The 14,264-nt window shown below is 73.6% G+C and carries 17 protein-coding genes; 12 read left to right on the top strand and 5 right to left on the bottom strand.

The window, feature by feature from the left end; genetic code table 11:
- Positions 1-63 precede the first annotated feature (63 nt).
- From flgK to F593_RS0112440, 5 genes are all read right to left on the bottom strand, one after another.
- Positions 64-1,446, bottom strand: coding sequence for a flagellar hook-associated protein FlgK (flgK, locus tag F593_RS0112460; protein WP_022929088.1), 1,383 nt, complete (start codon positions 1,444-1,446; stop codon positions 64-66).
- On the bottom strand, positions 1,446-1,976 hold the full coding sequence (locus F593_RS0112455; RefSeq protein ID WP_022929087.1) for a hypothetical protein: 531 nt from the start codon (positions 1,974-1,976) through the stop codon (positions 1,446-1,448). The genes flgK and F593_RS0112455 overlap by 1 nt, the downstream gene beginning before the upstream one ends.
- Entirely contained in the window at positions 1,973-2,383 is a 411-nt protein-coding gene (locus F593_RS0112450; protein WP_022929086.1) for a rod-binding protein, read from the bottom strand. The genes F593_RS0112455 and F593_RS0112450 overlap by 4 nt, the downstream gene beginning before the upstream one ends.
- A complete protein-coding gene (locus F593_RS0112445) occupies positions 2,380-3,120 on the bottom strand; it encodes a flagellar hook-basal body protein (protein WP_022929085.1) in 741 nt (246 codons plus the stop codon). Before F593_RS0112445 ends, F593_RS0112450 begins: the two co-directional genes overlap by 4 nt.
- A 110-nt stretch (positions 3,121-3,230) precedes the next feature.
- Positions 3,231-3,926: a flagellar hook-basal body protein gene (locus F593_RS0112440; protein WP_022929084.1), complete on the bottom strand. Its 696-nt coding sequence runs from the start codon at positions 3,924-3,926 to the stop codon at positions 3,231-3,233.
- A gap of 181 nt (positions 3,927-4,107) precedes the next feature.
- Between F593_RS0112440 and F593_RS0112435 the strand changes: the two genes are divergently transcribed.
- The 12 genes from F593_RS0112435 (at position 4,108) to F593_RS0112380 (ending at position 14,183) form a co-directional block, all read left to right on the top strand.
- A complete protein-coding gene (locus F593_RS0112435; RefSeq protein ID WP_022929083.1) occupies positions 4,108-4,515 on the top strand; it encodes a hypothetical protein in 408 nt (135 codons plus the stop codon).
- 3 nt (positions 4,516-4,518) lie between these two features.
- Positions 4,519-5,856, top strand: a complete 1,338-nt coding sequence (gene fliD / locus F593_RS0112430) for a flagellar filament capping protein FliD (RefSeq protein ID WP_022929082.1) — start codon at positions 4,519-4,521, stop codon at positions 5,854-5,856.
- Positions 5,857-5,876: 20 nt separating this feature from the next.
- Complete coding sequence (gene fliS / locus F593_RS0112425; protein ID WP_022929081.1) at positions 5,877-6,245, top strand: flagellar export chaperone FliS; 369 nt, start codon at positions 5,877-5,879, stop codon at positions 6,243-6,245.
- Entirely contained in the window at positions 6,242-6,586 is a 345-nt protein-coding gene (locus F593_RS0112420; protein WP_022929080.1) for a hypothetical protein, read from the top strand. The genes fliS and F593_RS0112420 overlap by 4 nt, the downstream gene beginning before the upstream one ends.
- Before the next feature lie 220 nt (positions 6,587-6,806).
- Positions 6,807-7,157: a flagellar basal body rod protein FlgB gene (locus F593_RS0112415; RefSeq protein ID WP_022929079.1), complete on the top strand. Its 351-nt coding sequence runs from the start codon at positions 6,807-6,809 to the stop codon at positions 7,155-7,157.
- Positions 7,157-7,606, top strand: a complete 450-nt coding sequence (flgC, locus tag F593_RS0112410; RefSeq protein ID WP_022929078.1) for a flagellar basal body rod protein FlgC — start codon at positions 7,157-7,159, stop codon at positions 7,604-7,606. Before F593_RS0112415 ends, flgC begins: the two co-directional genes overlap by 1 nt.
- Positions 7,603-7,929 (top strand): flagellar hook-basal body complex protein FliE, encoded by a 327-nt coding sequence (fliE, locus tag F593_RS0112405; RefSeq protein ID WP_022929077.1) that lies wholly within the window; start codon positions 7,603-7,605, stop codon positions 7,927-7,929. Before flgC ends, fliE begins: the two co-directional genes overlap by 4 nt.
- A 3-nt stretch (positions 7,930-7,932) precedes the next feature.
- A complete protein-coding gene (fliF, locus tag F593_RS0112400; protein WP_157251780.1) occupies positions 7,933-9,498 on the top strand; it encodes a flagellar basal-body MS-ring/collar protein FliF in 1,566 nt (521 codons plus the stop codon).
- A 2-nt stretch (positions 9,499-9,500) separates the two neighbouring features.
- Entirely contained in the window at positions 9,501-10,592 is a 1,092-nt protein-coding gene (fliG, locus tag F593_RS0112395; protein ID WP_022929075.1) for a flagellar motor switch protein FliG, read from the top strand.
- On the top strand, positions 10,592-11,212 hold the full coding sequence (locus tag F593_RS0112390; protein WP_022929074.1) for a FliH/SctL family protein: 621 nt from the start codon (positions 10,592-10,594) through the stop codon (positions 11,210-11,212). Before fliG ends, F593_RS0112390 begins: the two co-directional genes overlap by 1 nt.
- Before the next feature lie 26 nt (positions 11,213-11,238).
- A complete protein-coding gene (locus F593_RS24890; protein ID WP_051160534.1) occupies positions 11,239-12,576 on the top strand; it encodes a FliI/YscN family ATPase in 1,338 nt (445 codons plus the stop codon).
- Positions 12,577-12,800: 224 nt separating this feature from the next.
- Positions 12,801-14,183, top strand: a complete 1,383-nt coding sequence (locus F593_RS0112380) for a globin-coupled sensor protein (RefSeq protein WP_022929072.1) — start codon at positions 12,801-12,803, stop codon at positions 14,181-14,183.
- Positions 14,184-14,264: the final 81 nt, after the last annotated feature.

Genomic DNA, 14,264 nt, shown 5'->3' with positions numbered 1-14,264 from the left:
CGGGCCTCTGGTGCGGGGTTTCGGAAGGGGGTCGGTCGGGGTGGGAGGCGGTGGCCCGCGGGCTCAGAGGCCGACCCGCCCGGTGCGGTTGATGAGCGTGTCGAGCATCTCGTCCATCGTCGAGAGCACGCGCGCGGATGCCTGGTAGCCGCGCTGGAACTTGACGAGGTTGGCCATCTCCTCGTCCGGCGAGACGCCGGAGACGGAGTCGCGGCGGTCCTGCAGGGCGCCGGCCAACGTCTGGGCCGTCGCCTCCTCGCGGTTGGCCTCCGCGACCTCGGAGCCGAGCTTGCCGACGAGGGCGCGGTAGCGCTGGTCGCCGGTCTTGCCGCGCAGCGCGGCGATCGCGGTGGCCACGTCGTTGACGCTCGTGGATCCGGCGACGATGGCGTCGAGCGATCCGCCCTTGGCGGGATCGATGCCGGCGCCGACCTCGAGGGGCCGCTGCGGCACGCCGCTGACGGGCGCGCCGGCGGGCACGGTGAAGATCGGCGGGCCGCCGGCGGCCTGGTGGACGCCGTTGACGGCGCCGGCGATCTCCTGCGCGGACTGGGCCAGCTGCGCGCGGTACTCCGCGATCGGACCGGTCGGCGACGCGACGGCCGCGAGCGCGCCGAGCGAGCCGGAGCCGGGACCCGTGGCGGCGAAGGACAGGGAGAACGGCGAGCGGGACTGGCCCCCGGAGACGAGCGGCGTCGCGTCCGTGCCGAGGTAGACGTCGAGCTGCCCGGGGATCGGGGCGCCGTTCCCGTCGAGGGTCGGCTCCGTGCGCACCTGGGCGAACCCGGAGAGCTTGTCGAGCAGCAGGTCGCGCCGGTCGAGCAGGTCGTTCGGGGCGTCGCCGCGGCCGATCGCGGTGCCGATGGCCTCGTTGAGCTCGGCGATCTCCTGGACCGCCAGGTCGATCGGGCCGCCGGCGGCGGTGATGTTGTCGAACTCCGCCTGCGCCTGCTTCTGCACCGTGGCGAGCTGGTCGTCCAGGTTGGCGAACGAGGTCGCCAGGCCCTTGGCGGTGTCGAGCAGCACCTGGCGGCCCGAGATCGACGTCGGCGAGTTCGCGACGTCGGACCAGGAGCTCCAGAAGCGGTTGAGCTGGGCGGAGAGGCCCTTGTCGCCGGGCTCGGAGAACGCGAGCTCCGCCTGGCCGAGCAGCGACGCCTTCGTCTGGGCCTCGCCGAGCTTCGCGTTCTGCGCCCGGAACTGGACGTCCGCGAAGCGGTCGCGGATGCGCTCGATGCCCGTGACGTCGACGCCCTGGCCGAGCTGCGCCCTGCCGCCGGCGACGTTGATCGACAGCGCGTGCGAGGCGGAGGTCTCGACCCGCTGACGGCTGTAGCCCGGGGTGGACGCGTTGGCGATGTTCTGACCGGTGATGTCGATCGCCCGCTGCTGGGCCAGCAGCCCGCGCAGCGCGGTCTCGACGCCGTGGAAGGAGGAGATGGGCATCAGGCGCGCAGATCGAGGACGTGGTGGGGCACGGAGGGCATGGCCGTGGCGTGGCGCCCGGGCCGCGAGCCGGCGGGCGGCTCGTACGTCGGCTCGGGCGGCGCGCCGCCGAGCCGGAGCAGGTGGTCGAGGAACGCGAGCTCCTGCTGCATCAGGGCGCGGTTGCACGCGTGCTCGCGGGCGACCTCGTCCGTCAGCTCGATGAGCGCAGCGCTGCGCTCCTGGGCGACCTTGGCCTCGTCGGGTGAGACGAGCACGCAGAGCGCGGTGACCGTGACCTCGTACGGCGGCAGGCCGAGCAGGCCGGCGGCGCGGACGAGCAGCGCGGTGCGGCGCTCCTCGAGCGTGGCCCGGAAGGTCGTCTCGGCGTCGACGGTGCCCGTGTGGCGGACGACCGCCCCCACGTCGCGGGTGCGGACGGCGGCACCGAGCGCGAGCACGGCGTCGCGCAGGCGCCCGACGGAGCGCAGGTGCTCGTCGAGGTGGCCGAGGAGCTCCCGGCCGAGCGGGGTGCTGGCGGCGAGGCTCACAAGGCGACCCCGGTCGGGAGGGCGGCGACGCCAGGCGTGGCGGCCGGGACGTCGGTGGACGGGGTGCCGGCGGACGGCGCGGCGGTGGCCGGCGCGTCGGCCGGGACCGGGGCGTTCGCCGCGGCCAGCGTGGCCTGCAGCTGGGTGGCGATGCCGATGCCGCCGGACTGCGACAGCGCGTCGGCCATCGCGGCCGGGAGCATGTCGCGGTACGCGTTCGTCGCGGCGGAGGCCCCGTCGCCGGAGTCCTCCGGGGCGGCCGAGGCGGCCATCTCCTTCGTGAGCTGCTCGAGCATGACGCGCTCGAACGCCTTGGCGGCGTGCACCGTCCGGGCGTCCGGCGTGCGCGGGGCGGCGGGCTCGGCGGGGGTGGCCGGGCCGACGGGGGCGACGGCGGGGATGCTCATCGCTTGACCCCGTTGGCGATCTCCATCATCTGATCCTGCGTCTGCACGGCACGGCTGGCCATGGCAAACGCCCGCTGCGACTCGATGAGGTCGGTCATGGCCGTACCCGTGTCGACGTTGGAGGCCTCGAGGGCGCCCTGCTCGAGCCGCGCGTCGTTCACGACGGCGGGCTGGCCGCTGTCGGCCGTCACGGCGTAGAGGTTGTTGCCGATGCTCTGCAGACCGTCCTGGGACTGCACGTCGACGACGCGCAGCCGGCCGAGGGCGACCGGGGTGCCGTTGGCGCCCGGGGCGGACACGGTGCCGTCCTGGGCGATCGAGACCTTCGACAGGTCGGTGCCGTTGGGCACCGGACGCACGCCCGTGAGCAGCGCGCCGTTCGGCGTGGCCAGCCGACCCTGGGAGTCGACCTGCAGGTCGCCGGCGCGGGTCAGCGCCGTGGCGCCGTCGGGCGTGCGGACCTCGAGGTAGCCGCGGCCCTGGATCGCCACGTCGAGCGGGCGGTCCGTGCGCTGCAGGGCGCCCTGGGCGTCGCTGCGGCCGATGGTGGCGGCGGCCGAGCCGGCGCCGATGTGGACGCCCGGCTCGCCGTCGCGGACGTACAGCAGATCGCGGAAGGCGACGCGCTGGTGCTTGTAGCCCGTCGTGTTGACGTTCGCCAGGTCGTTCGACGTGGCGTCCATCCGGTACTGCTGTGCCGACATGCCGGCGGCGGCCGAATACAGGCCTTGGAGCATGGGAGATCCTTGGGGTCGGCCCCCGCGGGGGCGCGGCGGTGTCCCGGTCATCGGCTCGGGGCCGGAGGACTTGAGGACGGGAAGGGGTTGGGGTGCAGGTCGCGCCGGCGCTACATGCGCCGGGCGTCACCGACCTGCGAGGCGGCGCGGCCGAGGGTCTCGTCGATCGTGGTGATCGACTTCTGGCCGGCCTCGAATGCGCGCAGCGACGCGATCATGTCGACCATCGCGCGGGTGGGATCGACGCCCGAGGTCTCGAGCGCGCCCTGCCGGACGGTCCCGACCCCGGCGTTCCCGGCGGCGGTGCCCTCGAAGAGGCCCTCGCCGCGCTTGACGGGATCCGTCAGCGCCACGACGCCCAGCTCCTGGGGATCGACGCGACCGTCGGCCCCGACCTGGATCGGCTGGTTGTTCTGGCCGAGGACCTGGTTGCCGCGTGCGTCCGCGAGCGTGCCCGCGGGGGAGACGCGGAACTGGCCGCCGCGCGTGTAGCGGACGCCCGCGTCGGTCTGGAGCGCGAAGAAGCCGTCGCCCTCGATCGCGAAGTCCAGCGCCTCGCCCGTCTCGCGCGACGGGTTGGACGTCAGGTCGGTGTGCGACTGGTCGGCGTACGGGCCGAGCCCGACCCGGCCGACCTGGGCGCCCGTGCGCGTGTTGTGCAGCAGCATGTCGCCGAACGACGCCTGCGTCGTGCGATCCCGCTTGTAGCCGGCGGTCGCGACGTTCGCGAGGTCGGACGACAGCTGATCCTGCCGCGTCTGTTCGGCACGCATGCCGGCTGCGGCGATGTAGAGGCCTCGGTCCATGCGCGAGGTGATCGGCCGGGGCCACGGCGCCTTGAGGGCCCGTCCGTAGTTCCCCGCAACTCCTGCGGGTTCCCCGGCTCAAGGATCTCGGCCGCGTGCCGATCACGGGGCCATACCACCAGGCGGACGCCCCCACCGCCCCAGTGACCACACCCAGGTCCACAGAACTCGGAGTCCCCCGATGACGCACCAGATCACCTCCATCCCCTCGTTCGACTCCTCGACCACCGTCGCGCGGGTCGTCCCCGCCCACCTGCGCCGCGACGACGCGCCCGCCCTGACGGACGCGTACGTCACGAAGCTCGACGGGTTCGACGGCATCCCCGCCGCCCCGCCGCTCGAGGTGATGGCCGAGGTCGCGGCGCAGTTCGACCGGCTCGACGCCCTGCGCGCCGAGCACGTCTCGCTGCGCTTCGACGTCAGCGAGGGCAACCGCGTGCGCATCGAGGTCGTCGGCGAGGACGGTGAGGTCCGCCGGCGCATCCCGGTGACCGAGGCGATGGAGATCGCCGCCGGCGAGCGTCCCGTTCTTCCGCCGTCGAGCCCGGACGGGCCCGACGAGTCGTTCACCTTCGACCGAAAGGCCTGAGCCATGGCCATCAACCTCAGCGGCCTCGCGACCGGCCTCCCGACGGACGAGCTGATCGCGAACCTGATGAGCCTCGAGCGCCAGCCGCGCACGCGCGTCGTGACGCAGCGGACGAGCGAGCAGTCGATGAAGACGGCGCTCCAGGGCGTCGCCGATCAGCTCAAGAAGCTCCAGACCGCGGCTCAGGCGCTCTCGGACCCGACGCTGTTCGGGAACAAGCAGAGCGTTGAGATCGGCAACGCCGCGACCGCGACGGCGACGCTCGTCTCCGGCGCGCCGACGGGCGGCTACTCCCTGCAGGTCGACCGCCTCGCGCGCTCCGCCCAGGCCAGCTACGCCTACACGCCGCCGACCGCGGACGGCACCATCGAGCTCGCCGGCACCGGGTGGAGCGACTCCATCGCGATGAAGGCGGACGAGAAGGCCTCCGACCTGGTGGCTCGCATCAACGGCAACCCGGCCCTGCACGTCGTCGCGTCCGTCACGACCGTCGACGGCGTCGAGCGGCTCTCCTTCGCCAGCCGGGCCACCGGCGCGGCCAGCGGCTTCACCGCCACCGCCGCCGACGTCCTGTCCGGCGAGGCGCTCAAGGCCGGCCTGGACGCCTCCGTGCGCATCGACGGCCAGGTCCACACCTCGGCGACCAACGTGCTCGAGGGCGCTATTCCCGGCGTCAAGCTGCAGCTCCGCGGCCTCGACAGCGTCGGCACCACCGTCAACGTGGGCGCGCCGGGCGCGGACACGAAGGGCGTCGGCGACGCCGCCAAGGCGTTCGTCGACGCGTACAACGCGTCGAACGACCTGCTGCGCAAGCTCACCGCCGTGAGCGCCTCGTCGAAGGGCCAGCTCGGCGGTGACTCGACGCTCACCGCCATGCAGAACCAGCTGCGCAGCGCGATGATCTCGGTGACGGGCGGCGTCTCGACGCTGCCCCTCGAGAAGCTCGGGATCTCCACGGGCAAGGCCTCCGGCACGGCGACGTACTCCGCCGACGCGATCGCGGGCAAGCTCAAGTTCGACGCCGACGTGCTCAGCGCCGCGGTCACCTCCGACCCCGCCGCCGTCCGCGGCGTCCTCGGCGCCACCGACGGCGTCCTGAAGACGCTCGCCTCGACCATCGGCACCTACACGGGCGCGAGCGGATCCCTGACGGAGCGGATCTCGGCGTCCGACAAGACGATCGCCGACCTCGGTCGGCGCATGGACGACTTCGACGCCCGCCTGACGGCCAAGGAGGCGGCGCTGAAGGCGCAGTTCTCCCGCCTCGAGGCGACGATCTCCAAGTTCAACGATCAGCGCTCCTGGCTCTCCGGCCAGCTCGATGGCCTCAAGGCCCGCTGACCCCGACCGATCACCAGACCGTGAGCACTTACGCCGCCCCCAACGCCTACCGCGACAACGCCGTGCTGACCGCTTCGCCGGCCGGCCTCGTCGTCGCCCTCTACGACGGCATCGGCCGCTTCCTCCGGCAGGCCTCCATCGCCATGCGCGACGGCGACCCGTCGACCGCGTCCGCGCGGATGCAGCGCGCCGAGGCCATCATCTCCGAGCTGCAGGTCACGCTCGACCACGAGCGCGGGGGCGACGTCTCGCCGCGGCTCGACGCCATCTACTCCTTCTGGCGCCGGCACCTCGACGCCGCCCGCCTCGAGCAGGATCCGGCGAAGCTGCTGCAGGTCGTCGCCCAGGCCGCCGAGCTGCGGGGCGCGTTCGCCGCGATCCAGTCGTGACCGTCGCCGTCGACATCGCGGGGTACGAGCTCCTGGCGGCGATCACCGAGCGGGCCCTGATGGCCGCCGGCACGAACGACGCCGACCTGCTCGACCGCCTGCTCGACGACTGGTCCGCCGCCGCCCGGGAGCTGCCGGACGCCCCTCCCGGCCACGCCGGCCCCGCCCTGGCCCGCGCCGCGGCCGCGCACGCCCAGCTCGGCGTGCTGCTGCGCGGCGCGCGGGACGAGGTGGGCCGCGAGCTCGCCCGTGCCGCCACCGGCCGCCGCACCGCGTCCGGCTACGGCGCCGGTACGGCCGCCGTCGCCGCCTCCGGCATGCACGCCGAGCACCGCGCCTAGCGGCCGCTCCGTCACCACCACCCACGCGGTCCCACGGGCCCCTGCGCATGCGCAGGGGCCCGTCGTCGTGGTGGGGCGGGAGCGCGTTCTGGGCCCTCCGTTTCGCAACTCGATGCGAAACGGCCTCAAGTCGCGCCGGAACGGGCCGATCATCGAGGCGTCCCACGGAGGGGACGTTCCGCAGTCCACGGATGGACGAGCGACAGACGGACCCCTTGACGTGAGCCTGATCGACCCCACCCAGAGTGCGCTCAACAGCGCCATCCAGGGCGCTTCCATGCGCCACGACCTGCTCGCGGGGAACCTCGCGAACGTCAACACCCCCGGCTACCAGCGCCGCGACGTGGACTTCCACGGTGCGCTGCAGCAGGCGATGGAGACGGGCCGGCCGCAGGAGGCGCGCTTCGCTGCCACCACCGAGCCCGGCGTGATCTCCGCCGACGGCAACGGCGTCGACATGGACCGCGAGTCCGCCGAGCTGGCCAAGAACGCACTGGACCAGCAGGCGCTGGTCTCCGTCGCCCAGGCCCGCCTCTCCACCTTGATCAACGCCATCAACGGACAGGGCTGATGACCAACATCCTGAGCTCGCTCGACGTCTCCGCCTCGGCGCTGACCGCGAGCCGCACCCAGATGACCGTGACGGCGGAGAACCTCGCCAACGCGCAGACCACCCGCACCGCCGACGGCGGCCCGTACCAGCGCAAGTCCGTCGTGCTCCAGAGCGCCGACGCGGCACCGCGCTTCGGCAACGTGCTCGCCGGCGCCATGGACCGCGGCGGCATGGCGCCCGCGGGCGTCGAGGTCTCCGGGATCGTGGCCCACGAGGCCCCGCCGCGCCTGGTCTTCGACCCGGGCCACCCCGACGCCAACGACGACGGCTACGTCGCCATGCCGGCCGTCGACTCCGTCACCGAGATGGTCGACCTGATCGCCGCGTCCCGCGCCTACGAGGCCAACGTGACGGCGATGCAGAGCGCCAAGCAGATGTTCACCCGCACCCTGGACCTCCTCCGATGATCCTTCCGATCGACCCGAGCATGGTGCTCGGCTCCGAGGCCGCCATCGGCGGCATCGCGCCCCTCCAGCAGGCCGCCCCGGCGGTCAGCGGAGCCGAGGGCGCGACGAACTTCGGCGGCGCGCTGTCGAAGGCCATCGGTGGCCTCGAGGCCACCCAGACGGAGGCCGCCAAGGGCGCCGCCGACCTGGCCGCCGGCACGGCGACGAGCCCCGAGGCCGTCGTCATGGGCGTCGAGAAGGCCAAGCTCGCGATGCAGATGGCCTCCACGCTGCGCACGAAGGGCGTCGAAGCCCTGTCCGACATCCTCCACACCCAGATCTAGCCCGTGCCGCTCCCCAAGGTCCTGGCCAATATGACCGCCCGCGGGCGGCTCGCCGTCGGCGGGGCGATCCTCGCCGTGCTCGTCGTCGGCTACATGATGTTCAGCTTCGCGTCGTCGCCGGGCTACACCACGATCGTGTCGGGCCTCGACCCGGCCGACACCGGCAAGATGACGGCCGCCCTCGACGAGAAGGGCGTGGCGTACGAGCTGCAGAACAACGGCACGGCGCTCGCCGTCGAGAAGGCCGACGTCGGTCCGGCCCGGATCGCGCTCGCCGAGAGCGGCGGCGTGGCCGGGGGAGCGGTGCAGCCCGGCTTCGAGCTCTTCGACACCCAGAAGATGGGCTCGTCGCAGATGCAGCAGCAGGTCACCTACCAGCGGGCCATGGAGGGCGAGCTCGCCCGCACCATCGGCGAGATCGACGGCGTCCAGGGCGCCTCGGTCCAGCTCGTGCTCCCCACGGAGAACGACGCGCTGCTCTCCGACGACGCCCCGGAGGCCACGGCCGCCGTGCTGCTCACGGGCGCCGGCGATCCGGAGCCCGCCGCGGTGAAGGGCATCGCCAGCCTCGTCGCCTCGAGCGTCAAGTCGCTCAAGCCCTCCAAGGTCACCATCACCGACGGCGCCGGCCGCCTCCTCTGGCCGCAGGGGAACGGCGACGACGCCGCGGGCGCCGGTGGCGCCGCGCTGGCCAAGCAGACCGCCGCGCAGAAGTACCAGCGCACGCTCGAGGCCAGCCTCACGAGCGTCCTGGCCCAGACCGTCGGCGCCGACAAGGCCCGCGTGCGGGTGTCCGCCGACATCGACGCGAACCAGGCCCAGCAGGAGCAGCTCCGTTACGGCAAGAACTCCGTCGCCCTCAAGGAGAAGACGGACAACGAGCGGATGCGCGGCACCGCAGGCGCCGCGGGCGGCACGGCCGGCACCGCGGGCAACGTGCCCGGCTACGCCGCGGCCGGCGGCAACGGCGGCGGCAACTCGAACTACCAGAAGACCACGGGCGACCGCGAGTACGGCGTGGACAAGACCGTCACGAAGACGATGGTCGCCGCCGGCGGCGTCGAGAAGCAGAGCGTCGCCGTCCTCGTCTCGGACGAGGTCCCCGCCGCGCAGATCCCGGCGATCCGCAACGCCATCGCCGCCGCGGCCGGCATCGACCGCGAGCGCGGCGACCAGCTGACCGTCTCGCAGATGGCCTTCGCCAAGGCCCCGGCGCCCGAGGCCGGCCCGTCCATCCCCACCGGCCTGCTGGCCAACCTCAAGTGGGCGGTCCTCGCCCTCGGCCTGCTCGTCTTCTTCATCCTGATCGCGCGCCACCTGCGCAAGAAGGAGCAGGAGTCGCTCGCCTCGCCGGTGTGGCTGACCGAGATCCAGTCCCCGCGCTCCCTGCGCGACCTGGAGGCCGAGCGTCAGGCGGCCGCGGCCCGCCTCGCCGCCCAGGCGGCCCAGCAGCCCGTGCAGCCGCACGCGGTGATCGAGGCCCCGGCCCGCCGCCGCATGGAAGACCTGGCGGAGCGGGATCCCGCCAAGGTCGCATCGCAAGTCCGTCACTGGATGTCGGAGGACTAATCATGGCCGTCGCCACGAACACCACCCCCGGATTCGACGACTTCGAGCTCGTCGACGGCCAGCCCGTCGGCCTGCAGGAGCCGCCGCCCCGCCCGCCGCTGACGATCGCCGGCCGCCGCAAGGCCGCGATCCTCCTCGTCTCGCTCGGCGCCGACCGCGCCGCCGACGTCTTCCGCCACCTGCGCGACGAGGAGATCGAGACGCTGTCCCTCGAGATGGCCAAGCTCGGCCAGGTCCCCGCCGACCACGTCGAGGGCGTCTTCGAGGAGGCCGACGCGATGGCCGTCGCGATGCAGTCCTTCGCCGAGGGCGGCGTCGACTTCGCCCGCGACGTGCTCGAGCGCTCGCTCGGCTCGGACCGCGCCGACGAGATCATCGGGCGCCTCGCGTCCGTCATCGAGAAGCGGCCCTTCGAGTTCCTGCGGCGCACGCCGCCGGAGCAGGTCGTCGCCTTCCTCCGCGCCGAGTCGCCCCAGACCCGCGCGCTGGTCATCGCCAACCTCCACACCCGCCTCGCGGCCCAGGTGCTCTCGATCCTCGACCCGGACGAGCAGGCGGACATCGCCTTGCGCGTCGCCACGATGAACGAGACCAACCCCGAGGTCGTCAAGCGGATCGAGGCGGTCGTCCGCGGCAAGCTCGCCAACGTCGTCTCCGCCGACCCGCAGGCCGCCGGCGGCGTGCAGTCGCTGGCCGACATCCTCAACCACACCGACCGGCCGACCGAGCGCAACGTGCTCGACGCGCTGGCGGAGTCCGACGCCGCCATCGCGGAAGAGGTCCGCCGCCTGCTGTTCGTGTTCGAGGACCTTGCCGGCCTCGACGACCGCTCGATCCAGATGGTCCTGCGCGACGTCGACCAGCGCGACCTCGCCCTCGCCCTCCGTGGCGTCGACACGAGCGTCCAGGAGCGCCTGCTCTCCAACCTCTCCTCCCGCGGTGCGCAGAACATCCGCGAGGAGATGGAGTTCCAGCCGCCCCAGCTCAAGCGCGTCGTCGAGGAGTCCCAGGGCCGGATTGTCGCTGCGGTCCGCAAGCTCGAGGAGTCCGGACAGCTCGTCATCGGTCGCGGCGACGGCGGGGACGTGGTCTGATGCACGGCTCGCCCACGTCGCTCGGCGCCGAGTTCGCGTTCGAGCCGCTGCAGCCGATCGTCCGCCCGACCGTCCGCAAGCTGTCGGACGAGATCAACGCGGCCAAGGCCGAGGCCGAGCGCATCCGCGAGGAGGCGCGGGCCGAGGGCTACGCCGCCGGCCTCGCGCAGGGCTTCGAGGACGCCCAGCAGAACCTGGCACCCGCCGGCCGCGCGCTGGCCGAGGCGCTGCAGGAGGCCGTCATCCAGGGTGACCGCCTCGCGGCGTCGCTGGAGCGCGAGGCCGTCGAGCTCGCCATGGCGGTGGCCGAGAAGGTCGTCGCCGGTGCCGTCGCCGAGCGCCCCGAGCGGGTGCTGGACGTCATCACCGGCACGCTCCGCGGCATCGTCGAGCGCAGCCGCCTGACGATCCTCGTGCACCCCGACGACGTCCCGCTCGTCCGCGCAGGCATCGGCGCCGTCGTCGCCGAGCTCGGCGGCGTGGAGCACTGCGAGGTGCAGGCCGAGCGCCGCGTCGCCCGCGGCGGCGCGCTCCTGCGCACGAGCGAGGGCGAGATCGACGTCCGCCTCGAGGCGAAGCTCGAGCGGGCCGGCGAGCTGCTGCGCGAGGTCCCGGCGTGAGCATCCTCGAGCACTCCGGCAGCCGCCTGGCCGACCGCGCGGCGAACCTGCGCGAGTCCGACCTCGGGGTCCGCAACGGCCGCGTCGTCGACGTCATCGGCCTCGTCGTCGAGGCGACGGGTCTGCGCGCCGAGGTCGGCGAGCTCTGCCACATCCACGCGGGCCGCACGCGCGACCCCGTGCCCGCCGAGGTCGTGGGCTTCCGCTCCGGCCGCACGCTGCTGATGCCGCTCGGCGAGCTCGGCGGCGTCGGCCCGGGCACCACGGTCTCCGGCACCGGCCACCCCTTCCGCGTTCCCGTGGGCGACGACCTGCTCGGCCGCGTCCTCGACGGTCTCGGCGCCCCGCTCGACGGCTTCGCCGCCCCGAGCGGCACCCCGCGCGCGACCGTCGCCCCGCCGCCGGACCCGCTCTCGCGCCCGCGCATCGTCGACCGCGTCGGCCTGGGCGTCCGCGCCATGGACGCCCTGATCCCGTGCGGCGTCGGCCAGCGCCTCGGCATCTTCGCCGGTTCCGGCGTGGGCAAGTCGTCCCTGCTGGGCATGATCGCCCGCTCCACGACGGCCGACGTCAACGTCATCGCCCTCGTCGGCGAGCGTGGCCGCGAGGTGCGGGAGTTCGTCGAGCGCGACCTCGGCAGCGCCCTGGGGCGCTCCATCGTCGTCTGCGCCACGTCGGACCAGCCGGCGCTCGTGCGCATCCGCGCCGCCTACACCGCCACGGCGATCGCCGAGCACTTCCGCGACCAGGGCAAGAACGTCGTCCTGATGATGGACTCCGTCACCCGCTTCGCGATGGCGCAGCGCGAGGTCGGCCTGGCCATCGGCGAGCCGCCCGCGACCCGCGGCTACACGCCGAGCGTGTTCGCGGCCCTGCCGAAGCTGCTCGAGCGCTCCGGCACCGCGCCGTCGGGCTCCATCACGGGCCTCTACACCGTGCTCGTCGACGGCGACGACATGAACGAGCCGATCGCGGACGCCGTCCGGTCGATCCTCGACGGCCACGTCGTGCTCTCGCGCGAACTCGCGCACCGCAACCACTATCCGGCCATCGACGTCCTCCAGAGCGTCTCGCGCCTGGTCGGCGAGATCACGGGGCCCCAGGAACGGGCCGCCGCCTCGACGGTCCGGAGCCTGATGGCCGACTTCAAGGACCGCGAGGACCTCATCGCGATCGGCGCGTACCAGGCGGGCACCGACCCTCGGACGGACGCGGCGATCGCCGCCCGCGACGGCATCGAGGCGTTCCTGCGCCAGGCGCCGGACGAGCGCTCGACGTACGAGGAGGCCGACGTGGCGCTCAAGGCGCTCGCCGACGCCGCCACGGGTGCCCCGGCCGCCGAGCCCCAGGCCGGTCCGGCCTGAGTGACCCTGGGGCCCGGGCCCCAGGATCCATCCGCCGGGCCCCGTGGTCGGCCGGACCTCGGAGCTCCACAGCCGCGGGACCACGGAGAACTACGGCCCAACGCACGGCCGCTCGGGCCGACTACCGGGGAGGCGCGGGACACGCGCCTCGAACCAGATCTCCCCGCGGGCCCGACCCCGCACCGACCCGGGAGTCCCGAGCCCCCGACCGGGGGAGGAGCACCATGTTCACCCGCACCACCACCGCCCGTACCGCCGCTCCGCCGGCGCCCCCCGAGCCGGTCCGCGTCGACACCACCGGCGCCGTCGTCGCCTTCGGCGAGGAGCGCTGGGACGCGCTCATGCGCTTCGCCCTGCTCAACGAGGGCGACCTGGAGCTGCTCTCCGAGGCGGGCGACATCGTCGCGCTCGCCGACGAGGTCGAGCGGTCCTTCTACGACCACGTCCTGGAGCAGCCCGAGCTCAAGGCCCTGATCGAGCGGCACAGCTCCGTCGAGCGGCTCGGCAAGACGCTGCGCCGCTACTTCGCGTCGCAGTTCACCGGCACGTTCGACCGCTCCCGCCTCGACGACGTCCTGCGCATCGGCGTGGTCCACGACCGCATCGACCTGCCGATCATGACCTTCATCTGCGCGGTGCTGCGCATCGACCGGGTCGTGATCCCGTGGCTCGTCGCGCGCTACGCCGACGAGCCCGAGACCCTGGTGCAGGCGCTCATGGCCTACCGCAAGATCTCGACGGCCGACGTCTCGATGGTCACCCAGGTGTTCATCGACGAGCGCGACAAGACCGTCGACCTCGTCGCGCAGCTCGAATCGCAGGCCGACGAGGTCGCCGCCCAGCAGCGCGAGATCGCGTCCGTCTCCGAGTCGCTCGCCGCCGCTGCCCAGGAGTCCCACGCCTCGGCCTCCGAGCTCTCCGGCACGTCGACGACGATCGCCGAGGGCACCACGGGCGCGACCGCGCTGATGGGCGACGGCGTCGGCCTGGCCGCCGACGGCCGCCAGCTCATGCTCGACACGCAGGAGGCGGTCGCCCGCATGCGCGAGTCCGTCGACGAGACGGCCACCCACCTCGCCGCGCTCGCGGAGCGCTCCGCCGAGATCACCACCGTGGTCGACGGGATCCGCGAGATCGCCGAGCAGACGAACCTGCTCGCGCTGAACGCCGCCATCGAGGCCGCCCGCGCCGGCGAGCAGGGCCGCGGCTTCGCGGTCGTCGCCGACGAGGTTCGCAAGCTGGCGGGCCGCACCCGCGAGTCGCTCACGGACATCTCCGAGCTCAACACGAACTCGCTCTCGGCCATCGAGGCCGTCCGCGCGGCCGTCGTCGCCACGAGCGAGGGCGTCGCCGACGTCGAGCAGAAGGCCACGGCCGCCCGCGACGGGTTCGGGGCGCTCGACGGTGCCGTGAACACCACCGCAGGGGCGCTCGGCGAGATCGCCGAGGGCGTGGACGTCGTCTCCCAGTCCGCGCGCGACCTCACGAGCGTGTCGGAGCAGGTCGCCCGCACCGCGGAGCAGCTCGGCGGCCTCGCGCAGTCCCTCGGCGACGCGCTCGACGGCACGCGCGAGACCATCGCCTCCGTCAGCCGGAAGGCGCACTGAGCTCCGTGCGGGTCCGGTCCCACGCCGCTCCGGGTGCGCGCACCCGCCCGTCCTGCGGGCGGGTTTCGCAACGAAGCATCG

It is taken from the genome of Patulibacter americanus DSM 16676 (assembly GCF_000420025.1).
Lineage (GTDB): Bacteria > Actinomycetota > Thermoleophilia > Solirubrobacterales > Solirubrobacteraceae > Patulibacter > Patulibacter americanus.
The sequence above is the reverse complement of the archived record's forward strand: the minus strand, read 5'-3'. Positions and strand labels throughout refer to the sequence as shown.